Annotated in this window: 9 protein-coding genes and 1 tRNA gene; 8 read left to right on the top strand and 2 right to left on the bottom strand. The window is 67.6% G+C overall.

The features are described 5' to 3' along the window. The first annotated feature begins 38 nt into the window (after positions 1–38). The 7 genes from JMO03_RS08915 to JMO03_RS08945 all read left to right on the top strand — a co-directional run bounded on the left by JMO03_RS08915 (position 39) and on the right by JMO03_RS08945 (position 11,763). Positions 39–2,399: a CaiB/BaiF CoA-transferase family protein gene (locus JMO03_RS08915; protein WP_202842597.1), complete on the top strand. Its 2,361-nt coding sequence runs from the start codon at positions 39–41 to the stop codon at positions 2,397–2,399. Positions 2,400–3,032: 633 nt separating this feature from the next. Next, on the top strand, positions 3,033–4,655 hold the full coding sequence (locus JMO03_RS08920; RefSeq protein ID WP_337926386.1) for a carboxylesterase/lipase family protein: 1,623 nt from the start codon (positions 3,033–3,035) through the stop codon (positions 4,653–4,655). 143 nt (positions 4,656–4,798) lie between these two features. After that, on the top strand, positions 4,799–7,681 hold the full coding sequence (locus JMO03_RS08925) for a TonB-dependent receptor plug domain-containing protein (RefSeq protein WP_202842600.1): 2,883 nt from the start codon (positions 4,799–4,801) through the stop codon (positions 7,679–7,681). Between the two features lie 587 nt (positions 7,682–8,268). Next, positions 8,269–9,693 (top strand): M20/M25/M40 family metallo-hydrolase, encoded by a 1,425-nt coding sequence (locus JMO03_RS08930; RefSeq protein ID WP_238346019.1) that lies wholly within the window; start codon positions 8,269–8,271, stop codon positions 9,691–9,693. Positions 9,694–9,708: 15 nt separating this feature from the next. Then, positions 9,709–10,353 carry an azurin gene (gene azu / locus JMO03_RS21505; RefSeq protein WP_337926387.1) on the top strand — a complete coding sequence of 215 codons (645 nt, stop codon included), beginning with the start codon at positions 9,709–9,711 and terminating at the stop codon, positions 10,351–10,353. 6 nt (positions 10,354–10,359) lie between these two features. Beyond that, entirely contained in the window at positions 10,360–11,289 is a 930-nt protein-coding gene (locus JMO03_RS08940) for an alpha/beta fold hydrolase (RefSeq protein ID WP_202842604.1), read from the top strand. A 279-nt stretch (positions 11,290–11,568) separates the two neighbouring features. Next, positions 11,569–11,763: a hypothetical protein gene (locus tag JMO03_RS08945; RefSeq protein ID WP_202842606.1), complete on the top strand. Its 195-nt coding sequence runs from the start codon at positions 11,569–11,571 to the stop codon at positions 11,761–11,763. A gap of 352 nt (positions 11,764–12,115) precedes the next feature. On the opposite strand, the gene JMO03_RS08950 is transcribed toward JMO03_RS08945, so the two are convergent. Then, positions 12,116–12,192: transfer RNA gene (locus tag JMO03_RS08950), tRNA-Arg, on the bottom strand. Positions 12,193–12,560: 368 nt separating this feature from the next. Between JMO03_RS08950 and ubiA the strand changes: the two genes are divergently transcribed. Next, complete coding sequence (gene ubiA / locus JMO03_RS08955) at positions 12,561–13,463, top strand: 4-hydroxybenzoate octaprenyltransferase (protein WP_202842608.1); 903 nt, start codon at positions 12,561–12,563, stop codon at positions 13,461–13,463. Here ubiA and JMO03_RS08960 read toward each other — a convergent pair. Continuing rightward, entirely contained in the window at positions 13,448–14,326 is an 879-nt protein-coding gene (locus JMO03_RS08960; RefSeq protein WP_202842610.1) for an oxidoreductase, read from the bottom strand. The genes ubiA and JMO03_RS08960 overlap by 16 nt on opposite strands. Between the last annotated feature and the right edge of the window lie 41 nt (positions 14,327–14,367).

The following is a 14,367-nucleotide window of genomic DNA, read 5'->3' on the forward strand; positions in this document are numbered from 1 at the left end:
GTGCCTGCGCCCGCGCCGACAGTGTTGGGAGGTGGATGATGGCCGGACCGTTGCAGGACCTGATGGTGGTGGATGTGTCGCGGGTGCGTCCCGGGTTGATCGCGGGCGTGCTGCTGGCCGACCACGGTGCGCAGGTGATCAAGATCGAACCGCCGGGCGGGCACTACTACGCCTGCGAGCCCAGCCGCAAAGGCTGGGATCGCGGCAAGCTCAGCATCGAGCTGGACATCGACGACGCAGCGGGCAGGCGCGACCTGGCCGCGCTGCTGCGCAGCGCCGACGTGCTGATCCATTCCTTCGATGACGCCCAGGCGCGTCGCCGCGGGCTCGATCATGCGTCGCTGGCGGGCGAGTGCCCGGCGCTGGTGGTCTGCGCGCTGACCGCCTATGGTGCGGACACTCCGCTGGCCGACCGGCCCTATGGCGAGTCGCTGGCGGCCGCACGGCTGGGTGCGATGCTGGAAAAGCGCAGTCCGTTCCGCGAAGGTCCGCTCTATCTCGGCCATCCCGCATTGCATTACGGCCAGGCGTTCCTGGCCGCGATCAACATCCTGGCCGCGCTGCGCGCGCGCCGTCACAACGGTGTCGGCCAGGAGGTCGAAGCATCGCTGCTGGATTCGTTCCTGGCGCAGTCGCCGATGAACTGGTGGTCGCATCCGCAGAAGCTGTCCTACATCAACCGCGAGCTGCAGGATCCCAGCCGGGGCGTCAACTTCGGGCATACCCGCCTGGTCACCGGTCTGGTGCAGTGCGGCGACGGCGAGTACATGCAGATACATACCGGTGGACCGGGTGCGTTCAAGCGCACGATGGATCTGCTCGGGTTCGGCGACCGGATCCGCGACGTGGACGGGCCGGAGATGCTGGTGCCGCTTTCGGAGGACGAGTACCGGATCGCCCGCGTCGAACTCTACGAGGCGATGAAACGCAAGCCGCGCGAGGAGTGGCTGCGCTTGTTCCAGGAGGCCGATATCGCCTGCCTGCCCGTGTTGCGGCCGGCGGAAGCGCTGCTCGACAACCAGGTCGAGCACATGCAGCAACGGATCGAAGTGGCCGATGCCGACTACGGCACCCTGCACCAGGCCGCGCCGGCCGTACGTTACTCCAACATCGCGGCCGTGGTGCCGGCGCCGGCGCCGGCCGTGGGTCGCGACAACGTGCGGCTGGCCGGACTGGCTGCGCGCCCGCAGCCCGGCTTCGCAAAGCGCGGCGAGGACGTGGGCTCCGCGCTCGAAGGCCTGAAGGTGCTCGATTTCAGCTCGTTCTTCGCCTGCGGCTACGCCGCGCGCATGCTGTCCGACCTCGGTGCCGACGTGATCAAGGTCGAGACCGCCTCCGGTGACCAGATGCGCCCGTTGCCCGATCCGTTCGAAGCCTGCCAGCGCGGCAAGCGCGATGTCGTGATCGACCTGAAGACGCCGGAAGGATTGGCGCTGGTGCAGCGGCTGGTCGCCGAGGCCGATGTGGTGATGCACAACTGGCGACCGGGCAAGGCCGACAAGGCCGGCATCGGCTACGAGCAGCTGCGTGCGATCAATCCCGCCCTGGTCTATGCCTATCTGCCCGGCTACGGTTCCAGCGGACCGAAGGCGAAGCTCAAGAGCTTCGCGCCGCTGATCAGCGGTTTCTGCGGGCTGCTGTACGAGGGCGGCGGCGAAGGCAATCCCCCGGTGCCGAGCGTGTTCGGCAACGAGGACTACAACAACGGCTTCCTCGGCGCGTTCGGCGTGCTGGCGGCGCTGGAGCATCGCGAGCGCAGCGGGACGGGCACCTACCTGGAATGCCCGCAGGTCAGTTCGAGCCTGTTCACGACCTCCGAGCACTTCCTCGACGCCGAGCGCGAGGTGGTCTGGAGCATGCGCATGGACAAGGCGCAGATGGGCTTCAGCGCACTGGACCGCCTGTACCGGACCGAGGATGGCTGGATCTGCATCTGTTGCGAATCCGATGACGGGTTCGCAGCGCTCGCCAAGGCGATCGGCCGTCCCGAGCTGGCGGCCGATGGCGAGTATCGCGACCACGCGTCACGATTGGCGCATCGCGAGGCGCTGGGTGAAATCATTGCTGCCTGGTTCGCCGGCAGGAAGACCGGCGAAGCCTTCGACCATCTCGATGCCGGGGGCGTCGCCTGCGAAATCGCACGCGAGGAGCAATGGCTGCCCGAGTTCTTCGCGCAGGACTGGGCGGTGGCATCGCAACGCGTGTTCGACCAGGCCGATTCGCTGCATGGTCCGATCCGCGAGATCGGCCTGTTCAACCGGCTGCACGGCACGCCCGGCGTACGCAAGGGCACCGCGCCCAAGCTCGGTGAACATACCCGCGAGGTGCTGCTGGAACTGGGCTGCAGCGAAGCGGAGATCGATGCGCTGGCACAGGCGAGGAAGGTGAAGCTGGCGTGACGTCGTCCGGTTCCGCCGGCGGCGGTGCGAGCATGTGACGGCGCGCCTTGCTGGCCGGGATCCCCGCACTGGGACTGGTCGCGATGATACCGGCGTGAGGGCATCGGGCGCAGCCTGCGTGGATCTTCCAGGAACGGTCCTTCGAGCAGCACCGCGCGTTGGGGCGCCCCGATGGCGTCGCCCTCGATCGCCGCGGCAACCCGTGGGTGGCAATGCCGTCCGCGGAGCGGATCGCCACAGCGACTCCACTGGGGCGGATCGTGTCTTTCGCATCGCACGCAACGGACGCGTGCCGGTACTGGCGAATGCGGGAGCGGGCTTGCCGTTGCCGCATTGGCACGCCGGACGACAGCCACATCCAGCGCGGCATATGGCGGATGCCCTGTCACTGCCGATGTCTTGGATCGCGGCTTTCCGGGCGGGTTGGCATCCGTCGCGGTGCGGGCGGAAATCCGCTTGCCGGTTGCGGAAACAACCACGATTTTCCAGGGCGCATGCGGCAGCGCAGCATAAACTGTGTTTGTTTTATCCTGTTGACTCAAAGTATCCTGCAGTGTAGTTTTCGTAAAACTGCACGGAAGGGCAAATTCATGTCTGTCGCCGTCTGCGCAGGACGAGGCTTCCGGCCGGGAGGTGGTTGGGGTCGAAGCAGCGATCGTCGGGCACCGGAGTGGGCGCCCAGCAGCAGCCAGGTACCGGACCGGTAGAACGTCGGACCCGGCGGGAGCGGCAAACATGCAATGTCGTGTCATCAGTTTTTCGCTCGGCCTGCTGCTGTCAGCAGCGGGTGTGTCCGCATCCGAGCCGCCCGTGGTCGAGACCGACGCCGGCTCCGTCCGCGGCGTCGCACTGAAAAATGGTGCGGCCGCGTTCCGCGGCATTCCCTATGCCGTCGCTCCGGTCGGCGAGCTCCGCTGGAGGCCGACGCGGCCGCAGGCGGCATGGCAGGGCGTGCGCGAGGCGTCGGCATTCGGCCCCGATTGCCCGCAGCCGGTCAGGGATGGGCGTCAGGCGCATCCGCAGAGCGAGGACTGCCTGAGCCTGAACGTGGTCACTCCCGACCTCGGCGCCAGCGGTCTGCCGGTGCTGGTGTCGATCCATGGCGGCGCGTTCTTCGTCGGCTCCGGGCGCGATCTGGCCGATCAGGACGTTTCGACGATCGTGCGCGAAGGCGTGGTGCTGGTCTCGCCGAACTATCGGCTCGGCCGCCTCGGCTTCTTCGCGCACCCGGAGCTGACCCAGGAGGCGCGCGGGCGCGGTGAGGACTTCGCCAACTACTGGCTGATGGACCAGATCGCCGCGCTGCACTGGGTGCGCCGCAACATCCATCGTTTCGGCGGCGACCCGGAGCGGGTGACCATTCTCGGTTGTTCGGCCGGTGGATCGAGTATCAATGCGCTGATGGCCGCGGAGGACGCGCGTGGATTGTTCGCTGGCGCGAGCGCGCGTTCAGGGGGAGGCTTCTTCAACGCAACCCGGCCGCTGGCGGTGGCCGAGGAGCAGGGCGCCCGGTTCGCCGGGACCGGGGGGGCGTCGCGTTCGCTGGCGACGCTGCGTGCGCTCAGTGCCGATGAGATTCTCGCGCTCGAGTCCGGTCCGCCCGACTTCGGCGCGGTCGTGGACGGTCGCCTGCTGGCCGAGCCCACGTCGCAGGCCTTCACGGGCGGGCGCATCGCCAAGGTGCCCTACCTGGTGGGTTCGACCAGCGACGAGGCCAGCGTCTTCGGCCTGATGGGGTTTGATCGCAAGGTGCTGGCGGAACGTTTCGGCATCGATCTGGATGCGCTGGGCGACGCCTACGCCGGCACGCAGCAACTCGACGAAGCCGAACTGCTGCGTCAGGTGCAGACCGACTTCATCTTCACCTCGGCCGCACTGGGCATGGGACGGCTGGCTTCGTCATCGGGCGCCCCGTCGTGGGCCTACCACTTCGACTACGTGCGCCGGTCGCAGGCCGCGGCATCGAAAGGGGCCGCGCATTGCGCCGACATGCCCTACAGCTTCGGCACGCTGGACGATCCCGAAGCGGAGGATGCGGAGATCGCGCGGATGATGCAGGCCTACCTACTGTCGTTCATCCGCAACGGATCGCCGGGGACCGAAGGTCTGCCGGCCTGGCCGGAGATCGGAGAACCGGGGCATGCACCGCTGGTGATCGGTGAACGGACACGGGCCGAGCCCGGCTTCAGACAGGAGCAGTTGGCGACCTGGTTCGAGCGTTGGGAGCGCGAGAACGGGAGCACGTTCCCCAGGTGACAAGGCCGGCCCGGTGTTTCGCGCGCATGCCGCTTCGCGTACGCAATCCAGACGTAGTCAGACACAACAACGATAGCTGCACACTCACATGATCGAGGGAGGTCGGGATGAAGAGTCGTCGGTTGAACAGGAATCGCCTGTTCATGGCAATGATCGCGGGAATGGCATCGTTCGGCGCGGCGGTCGCCGCGCAAGCGCAGGAGACCGCGCCTGCCGATAGCGCGCAGGAGGACGAGCAGGTGGCCCAGCTCGACACGGTCAGGGTGACCGCGCCGACCGGCTCGCGAATCATGCGCGAAGGGTACGATGCACCGACACCGGTGACCGTGGCATCGAGCGAGGATCTGCTGCGGGTCACGCCAACCGGCATCCCTGATGGTCTGAACAAACTGCCCCAGTTCCAGAACTCCAGTGGTCCGGCACGTTCCTCGCACAACTTCTCCAACAGCGCGGCGCACGGCAACATCCTCAATCTGCGCGGCGTGGGCGGCAATCGTTCGCTGATCCTGTTCGACGGCCTGCGGGTCGCGCCGACGACCTATCAGGGCGCGGTGGACGTGGACGTGCTGCCGACCGAATTGCTGTCGCGGGTGGATGTGGTGACCGCCGGCGCATCCGCGGCCTACGGCTCCGACGCGGTCGCCGGCGTGGTCAACTTCGTGCTCGACCGCGGCTTCCTTGGCGTGCGGGGATCGGCCCAGTACGGCGAGAGCGAACGCGGCGACAACGAGCACCACAAGATCAGCCTGGCGGGCGGCTGGAGTGTGCTGGGAGACGCGGGTCACGTGTTGCTCAGCGCCGAATACTCCAAGAGCGACGGCATGTTGCGCGGCGACCGCAGCATGTCCAACTACGGCTACAACCACGTCGGCGCGATGCCGGGTGCGGGCGCGCCGGGCTCGGCCGCCAATCCTTACGTGCTGGCCCGCGACATCAACATCAATGGGGCTACCTATGGCGGCTTGATCCAGGGCGGGGCGCTGAACGGCTACCGCTTCCTGCCGGACGGGACGCTGACCCCGTTCGACCCCGGCACGCCGACCGGCACCCCGAACTACAACCAGGGCGGCGACGGCTACACGATTCCCGCCGACGTCACCGCGGTCTCGCCGCTGGAGTCCAAGAAGGCGTTCGGCCGCTTCAGCTACGACTTCGACAACGGCATCACCGCCTACGCGCAGGGCCTGTTCTCGCGCAACGAGACGTCATACATCACGATGGCCAACGCCTTCGTCGGCCCGTCGACGCCGGCCCGGATCGCGCTCGACAACCCGTACCTCAACCTGACCGCCGACCAGCGCACGGCGGTCGAAGCGGCCGGCGAGAGCCGGATCAACGTCAGTACCTATTCCACCTACGCACCGCGCCCGCAGGCCTTCGAGCAGACCGACTTCTGGATGGCCAACGCCGGTCTGGAAGGCCGTTTCGGCGAGACCTGGAACTGGCAGGCCGGATTGACCCGCGGCGAGTCGGATCACGTGATGGAGAACCGCGGGCTGCTGTCCTGGCGCGAGGCATACGCCGCGATCGATGCGGTCCGCGACGGCGACGGCAACATCGTCTGCCGCGCGACCCTGAGTGCAGATCCGGTGATCCGCGACCGCTTCGCCAATTGCCAGCCCCTGAACGTGCTTGGCGAAGGGTCGATGCTGACCACGCCCAACGGATATGACTACGCCACCGGAACTTCGCGCTACCGCGCGCGCATCATCACCGACTCGGCCACCTTCTCTCTGGGCGGCGAACTGTTCCAGTTGCCGGCCGGTCCCGTCGATGCGGCGTTCGGCGCCGAGTTCCGTCGCCAGGAGCTGAAGCTGACCAGCAACGCCAATCCGGGCGATCTCGATACGCCCGACGAGCGCGCCGAGTACTTCTACGGCGTCGACGTCCCGGCTTCGGCGCTGTTCTACTGGCTGACCAACGTCGGCGTGGCCGACGGCAAGGTCAACGTCAAGGAAGCCTTCACCGAGTGGAACTTTCCGCTTCTGCGCGACGTGCCGGGCGCCAGCTCGCTGGACCTGAACATGGCAGGCCGCTTCACCGACTACAGCACCAGCGGTTCGGTCACGACCTGGAAGGTCGGTACCACCTGGCGCCCGGTCGAGGACCTGCTGGTGCGTGCGACGGTATCGCGGGACATCCGCGCCCCGACGCTGTTCGATTTGTTCGCGGGCGACCAGAGTGGCATCGGCCAGCTGGTGGATCCGGTGACCGGCATCACCAGCAACGTGGTGACCATGACCGGCGGCAACCGCGACCTCAAACCTGAGGAAGCCGACACACTCAGCATCGGTGCGGTGTTATCGCCCAGCGCCTGGCCCGCCTTCACCGTCGCGGTCGACTACTACCGGCTCAAGATCGATGGTGCGATCGGAACGCTGGGAACCTCCCAGATCGTGCAGAACTGCCATGCCAGCGGCGGCACCGCTCCGGAGTGCGCGCTGATCACCAGGCCGTCGCCAAACGAGTTTCCGACCTTGGTCCGGACCGCGCCGGCGAACATCGCCAGCCTGGAAACCTCAGGCGTGGATATCGATGCCAGCTGGCGCACCACCGTCGGTCCGGGCGACCTGACTCTGCGCCTGTATGCCTCGTATCTGGACAGCTATCAGACCCAGCAGAGCGCGACCGCGCCGGTCTATGAATACGCGGGCACGGGCCAGCCGGGCGCGCAGCCGGTGGCGCGTCCGAAGTGGCGCGGGAACCTTGGCCTCAACTATGAGGTCGGTGACCTCGGGCTGTCGCTGAGCCAGCAGTACGTCGGCGGTTTCCGGCTGGGTTCGGACGAACCCAACCAGATCTACGAGGACGACGATCGAGGCAGTGTGTCCTACACCGACCTGACGGCCAGCTACCGGTTCCCGCGCCAGCAAGGCGTCGAGATGTTCTTCACGGTCAACAACCTGTTCGACCGTGATCCGCCGCTCATTCCGGGCAATGTGCCGGGCGTCAATCTGCCGACGATCATCTCGGTGTACGACACCATCGGTCGTGCTTACACGCTCGGCCTCCGCTTCAAGTTCTGATCCACTGCGCCGGCCCGTTCGGGCCGGCACTCGGTCCGGTGGAAGCGCGGCATGCGATTTCCGCATGTCGTGCAGTACGCTGGCCGCCGCCGCAAGGCGGTGGGCGTGAGCTTCGAGTTCCGACCATCGATGCGGTGGTCCGACATCTGCCGCCATGAGATGGGTCGAGAATGGAGCTGTACGAATATTCGAAGATGGAGGGGTTCATCCCGCTTGGAACCACGGCGATGCCCGAGTTCGGTTGCAGCTTCACCATCGAACCGGTATTGCACGGTCCGACGCGGAACCCCTGGAACCTCGCGCAGATCGGCCCCGGCACGGTTGAGTGTCCGCGCAGGCTGCTGGCCGAATTCGGGCGGACGCTGAAGGCGACCGGGCTTGGCGAAGCGATGGATGCGCGGCACACCGTGGCCAGGAATCCGCATCGGCTGTTCGAGCGGATAGACAACCTGTTGAGTCCCCCATGCCGAACATGTCGTGGCAGGGCAGGGCGCCAGCGACGTGGGCAGGCGATGCTGGTGCGGAGTGACATCGTGAGGAGCGTCGGGATGTCGGCAGGGCACGGCGGCGGTATCGCGATGACATGCATGTCATCGGCGCTCTGGTTGTGGCTGCTGTCGTCGATTGCCGTCGTCCAGGCCGCTGCCCCACGGCCGGACCAGGTCGTGTTCCGGGAGATCTACCGCGAGTTGGTCGAGACCGATACCAGCCATTCCTCCGGCGACTGCACATTGGCCGCGACACGGATGCTGCGGCATCTCCGCGAGGCCGGCTATGGCCGGGAAGAAGCCGAGGTCTTCGTGCCCGAAGGCCATCCGCGCGAAGGCGGCCTGGTGGCCGCGCTGGCGGGCAGCGACGCGTCGTTGCCGGCGATGCTGCTGGTCGACCACATCGACGTGGTCGAGGCGCGCAGCGCCGACTGGGACGGGCGCAACCCGTTCGAGCTGCGCGAACAGGACGGGTTCTTCTACGGGCGTGGCGTGATCGACGACAAGGCGCTGTCGGCGATCTGGGTGGATTCGCTGGCGCGGTTGCGGCGCGAGGGATTCGTGCCGCGACGTACGATCAAGGTGGCGCTGACCTGCGGCGAGGAGGGCGGCGGCATCAATGGCGTGAAGTGGCTGCTGGCGCATCGCCCGGAAGCGGTGCGGGCAGGTTTTGCATTCAACGAGGGCGGCTACGGCGTGGTGGATGCGGACGGCAAGCCGCTGGCGCTGCATATCGCGGTCGGCGAGAAGAGTTCCCGCAACTACTGGGTCGAGGCGCGCGCGCCGGGAGGGCACAGTTCGCAGCCGAGCATGGACAATGCCATCCATGCGCTGGCCGGCGCCTTGACCCGGGTGCGCGCATTGCAGTTCCCGGTACGGCTGGACGATACCAGCCGGTTGTTCCTGCGCCGGACCGGGGTATTGCTCGGCGGCGAACTGGGGCAGGCGATGATGGTGCTGGCCGAGCATCCCGACGATGCCGCCGCGCAGCGGATCGTCGATGCGCATCCGGTGCATGCAGGCGTGCTGCGCACCACTTGCGTGCCGACCCTGCTCGAAGGCGGGCACGCGGCCAATGCGCTGCCACAACGTGCCCGCGCGCACCTGCAATGCAGGCTGTTGCCCGGTACCGATGCCGGCGACGTCGAACGTGCGATCGTCGCTGCGATCGACGATCCGGCAATCGACGTGGTCGAGGCGCTCCGGCATGGCGACGAGGACGCGCCGACGCTTGCGGTCGCGCCGCCGCTCGATGCGGCGATCCTCGATCCGGCCGAACGCCTGGCGGAATTGCATTTCCCCGGCGTGCCGCTGATCCCCAAGCTGTTGACCGCAGGCACCGACGGCCGCTACCTGAGCGCGGCCGGGATCCCGACCTATGGCATCCCCGGGATCCCGCTCGAACCCGACGGCAATCGCGCGCATGGCATCGACGAACGGGTGCGCGTGGAGAGCGTCTATCGCGGGCGCGACTATCTCTACGACCTGCTGCGGCGGTATGCCGGCAACGGACAGGACGGCTGAGGGGTGGCATCCGGAGTGGAAGTCGATGACGGTCGGGAGGGAAGGGTGATCGACGGAGGATCGACGTTGAAGGCGATCGCGGTTGCCGGTGCGGCAGCTGTCCCAGGAGTTGCGATCAGCATGGCCGCGGTTCCCGAAGATGCTGCGCAGACATGGCGGAAGGAACCGGAGCGGCCGTGCGTCTACGTGTGGAACGAGAGGTGTCTGGTCATGACGTTGCGTGCATTGTTCTGTCTGTCGCTGTTGTCGATGAGTCCCGCCGCGCTTGCGTCCAAGTGTTCGGTCGAACTGGAAGCCAACGATGCGATGCGTTTCAACCTGTCCACGATCGAAGTCGACCGCACCTGCGCCGATTTCGAGATCAGGCTCAGGCACAGCGGTAGGCTGCCCAAGGCAGCGATGGGCCACAACGTGGTCATCGTCAAGAGCGCCGATCTCGAGGCGGTCGATGCCGACGGCATCAGGGCGGGCGCTGCCGAGAACCACGTCAAGCCGGGCGATACTCGTGTGGTCGCGTTCTCGCCGCTGATCGGCGGCGGCGAAACCGCATCCGTGCGTTTCAACCCGGCCCGGCTCGATCGCGCCGCGAAATATGCGTTCTTCTGCAGCTTCCCCGGACATTCGGCTCTGATGAAGGGCGAGCTGAAGCTGGTGCCCTGATCGTCCATGTACGGCATGCCTGGCGGCGACTGCCCGTCGTCCCTCGATGCGGAGGCGCCCGGATGGTTTCGCGACGCGCTCGCGGTCGAGCACGAACTGCACCGGGTCGAGGTTGGCGGCGCGACGGTCGAGGCCATCGCCTGGGGTCGCCGTGGCCGGCCCGGCCTGCTGTTCGCGCATGGCATGCTGGCGCATGCGCGCTGGTGGGATTTCATCGCGCCGCTGCTGTCGGACGATTTCCGTTGCGCGGCGCTTTCGTTTTCGGGCATGGGCCATTCCGGCTGGCGCGAGCGTTATTCGATGCGAACCTATGTCGATGAAATGGCGGCGGTAATCGCTGCTGCCGGGCTCGATGCGCATTCCCGCAGGCCGGTCGTCGTCGCGCATTCGTTCGGCAGTTTCGCCGCGCGCCGTTTCGCCGAGTGGCGCGGCGAGGAGCTCGGCGGCGTGGTGCTGCTCGATGCGCCGATCCGCGCGTCGACACGGTACGCGCCATCGCAACCGCCGCGGAGCTACTTCATGAAGCCCTATGCGACCGTCGGGGACGCGGTGCGCAGTTTCCGCCTCGTGCCCCAGCAGGCATGCGCCAACGCGTTCCTGGTCGCGCATGTCGCGGTGCAGGGACTGCGAAGGCGCGACGATCACTGGATCCGTAGTTTCGATCCGCAGATCCGGGTCAGGATGATGCGTGTCGGTTACCATGCCGGGCTGGTGCGGACGGCATGCCCGCTGGCATTCGTCTGGGGCGAGCGTTCGGCGCTGCTGACCGATGTGGCCAGGGAGCAGGCCCGACAGATGTATCCGCTGGCGCCGTGGATCGAGATTCCAGATGCCGCCCACCACGTGATGCTGGACCAGCCGCTGGCGCTGGTGGCGGCCTTGCGCGGGTTGTTGCTTTCATGGCCGGCGCATGATTCTCCGGCCCCGGCCCACTGAACTTCGTTTTGTGTAGGAGCGCACCTGGGCGCGATGAAACTCGCAAACGAGGGGCGAGCTGGCTTCGGAAGCTGTTGTCCGAGCGGGATTTGTAGCAACTTCAACTTCGGTTGCGACAACGTTACCTGGAGGCGGTGCGTCAGGCAGACACGGTGATCTGGGGCTGCTGCTCGGGTTCGTGCGTAGCTGATCCACTCTGGACCCGATGCTGTCGTACTCGAAGCGACAGACGTTGATGGCAGGCCGAGGCGTACCGCCAGCCCGACGTGGTCCAACAGGTTGACCAGGTTGCTGCGCATGGGGCCGGCGAAGCTTGCCGCCGTCTTGGCCCGGGCGCAGGCTGTGGCCAAGTCTGTGCCCGCACTCAGGCATTGCCGCGCGGCCGTGATTGCCTCGATCGCCTGGACGCGCCCCGGCGTGATGCCGACCAAGACCGCCTTGGCAGCTGTGTTCACGTGGTCGAACGGCGCGTAGTGGATCTCATGGCGGCCGTCACTCGTCATGTGCAGGGAGGCCGGCAGGGGCTCGCCGCGTCTGAAATCCGCCGGCAGGTCCGCCATGGCTTGGGCATAGCGACGAAATAGGCCGGTCCGGCTCATGGGGGGAAGTCTCAGGTTCGATTGACTGGAGGTCAGGCGGATCACACTCCGGTCACGATGGCGGTCATACCCCTGGAACCGATTAGGCGCCAGCGTGGGAGGCCTCGGCGGGGAATGCAGAAGATTTGGATTCAGGAAGCGCGAATGTCACCGAGGCTTCCACTCGAACCCCATGGAGCGCCTGCGAAAGGCGTCCCAGCAGCGTCCCAATTTCGTCACAGGGAGATTGGCGCGCCTGGAGGGATTCGAACCCCCGACCAATGGCTTCGGAAGCCACTACTCTATCCGGCTGAGCTACAGGCGCGTTTTCTGGAGCGCCGGGACCGCGCTGGGCATCCCGGGGTGACGGCGTCGGTGCCCGTCGGGGCCGCGCCGCAAGGCCGCGGCGGTGGAAGGCGGCCGGCCAGCGATTATGTCACCCAACCGGGGCGGGCGGCCAGCCGCCACCGCCAAGCCGGATGGACCCGTCGCGTCGCGTCGGTTGCCGGGCGAGCGCCATCTTTGCCGTCTGGACGCCTGGCGCCGCCCTCGCCAGAGACATGCGGGCCGCGCGCGGAGCGTTGTCGACGCGCTCCCCGGGCTTGCCGGCATGCAACGGCTCGACAACCGCCCGGAACCCTGACGCGTCGCGGGGGCGGGTCCCGCAGCGCTGGCCGCTGGTAACCTGCGCGCATGTCGTACGAACGCCACGTGCCGCCGGCCGCCTCGCGGCCGGACTGGCGCGAACGCCTGCCGCACTACTGGAAGCTGGTCCGCGGCGACCGCCCGATCGGCTGGCTGCTGCTGCTGTGGCCGACCTGGTGGGGCCTGTGGATCGCGTCCGCCGGGGTGCCGCCGCTGTGGACGCTGTTCGTGTTCAGCGCCGGCGTGTGGCTGACCCGCTCGGCCGGCTGCGTGGTCAACGATTACGCCGACCGCTGGCTCGACGGCGCGGTCGAGCGCACGAAGCACCGCCCGCTGGCGACCGGCGCGGTGTCCGGACGCGAGGCGCTGCTGGTGTTCGCGGTGCTGATGCTGGTGGCGTTCGCGCTGGTGCTGACGCTGAACCGGCTGACCGTGTGGCTGAGCGTGGTCGGCGCGTTCCTCGCCGCCAGCTATCCCTATCTCAAGCGCTATACCTACCTGCCGCAGGTGTACCTGGGCATGGCCTTCGGCTGGGGCATCCCGATGGCGTTCGCCGCGGTGCAGGGCGAGGTGCCGCCGGTGGCGTGGGTGCTGTACGTGGCCAACATCTTCTGGGCGACCGGCTACGACACCTGGTATGCGATGGTCGATCGCGACGACGACATCCGCATGGGCGCGAAATCGACCGCGATCCTGTTCGGCGAACTCGACCTCGTGGCGCAGGGCGTGCTGTACGCGCTGGCCTTCGCCGCGCTGGCGCTGGTGGGGCGCGAGGCCGCGACGGGCCCGTCCTATTGGGCCGGGCTCGGCGTCGCCGCGCTGTTCGTCGCGTACCAGTTCGCCCTCGCACGCCACCGCGACCGCGAGGCGTGCTTCCGCGCCTTCCTCAACAACCACTGGGTCGGGCTGGCGGTGTTCCTGGGCATCGCGGCGGACTACGCGCTGCGCTGAGCGCCGCCCTGGCCGGCCGGCGCCCCGACCCAGTCGCCGTCGACCGACGCCGACAGGCCACGCGCCGCATCCAGCTCCGCCTTCAGCGCGCCGAGCCTGGCATCGACCATCTCCACCGCATCGCTGCCTGCCGACCAGCGCAGGGGCGGCGCATCGCCCGCGGCCAGCTGCAGCAGCGCCTGCGCCAGGCGCACCGGGTCGCCCGGCTGCTGATGGTTCATCGGCAGGTAGGCGCCACGCAGCGCGTCGTTGAACGCGGCGTAGTCGTCGATCGACGTCCCGCCGAGTTTCATCGAACTCGGATCGAGAAAATCGGTACGGATGAAGCCCGGCGCCACCAGGGTGACATGGATGCCGAACTGCCGCACCTCCTCCGCCAGCGACAGCGAGAAACCTTCCACTGCGAACTTGCTGGCGCAGTACAGGCTGGCCATCGCGAAGCCGGTGAAACCCGCGACCGACGACAGGTTCAGTACCCGCCCGCTGCGCTGCGCGCGCATCAGCGGCAGCACCGCGCGGGTCACGTCCATCAGCCCGAACACGTTGGTGTCGAACTGCGCGCGCACGTCGGCGTCGGTGGTTTCCTCGAACAGCGCGAGGTGACCGTAGCCGGCGTTGTTGACCAGCACGTCGATGCCGTCGAAGCGTTCGCGCGCGGCATCGACCGCCGCGGCAATCTGCGGCTTGTCGGTCACATCGAGATCGAGCGCAAGCACGTCGTCGCGCTCGCCCAGCGCATCGACGACCGTCTGCCTGCGCCGCGCGGTGGCGACGACGCGATGGCCGCTGCCGAGCGCGGCGCGGGCGATTTCCAGCCCGATGCCGCGGTTGGCGCCGGTGATGAACCAGGTCTGCGTTGTCATGGTGGATTCCTCGGGGGTGGAAGATGGGTTGGCCTGGAAGG

Origin of the sequence: Luteimonas saliphila (genome assembly GCF_016774335.1) — a bacterium.
Classification (GTDB): Bacteria; Pseudomonadota; Gammaproteobacteria; order Xanthomonadales; family Xanthomonadaceae; genus Luteimonas; species Luteimonas saliphila.

Bases quoted from the DNA above. Each gene is read 5' to 3' on its own strand.
- JMO03_RS08915 (WP_202842597.1), top strand. From the start codon at position 39: ATGGCCGGACCGTTGCAGGACCTGATGGTGGTGGATGTGTCGCGGGTG.
- JMO03_RS08940 (WP_202842604.1), top strand. From the start codon at position 10,360: ATGTACGGCATGCCTGGCGGCGACTGCCCGTCGTCCCTCGATGCGGAG.
- JMO03_RS08925 (WP_202842600.1), top strand. From the start codon at position 4,799: ATGGCAATGATCGCGGGAATGGCATCGTTCGGCGCGGCGGTCGCCGCG.
- JMO03_RS08960 (WP_202842610.1), bottom strand. From the start codon at position 14,326: ATGACAACGCAGACCTGGTTCATCACCGGCGCCAACCGCGGCATCGGG.
- JMO03_RS08930 (WP_238346019.1), top strand. From the start codon at position 8,269: ATGTCATCGGCGCTCTGGTTGTGGCTGCTGTCGTCGATTGCCGTCGTC.
- ubiA (WP_202842608.1), top strand. From the start codon at position 12,561: ATGTCGTACGAACGCCACGTGCCGCCGGCCGCCTCGCGGCCGGACTGG.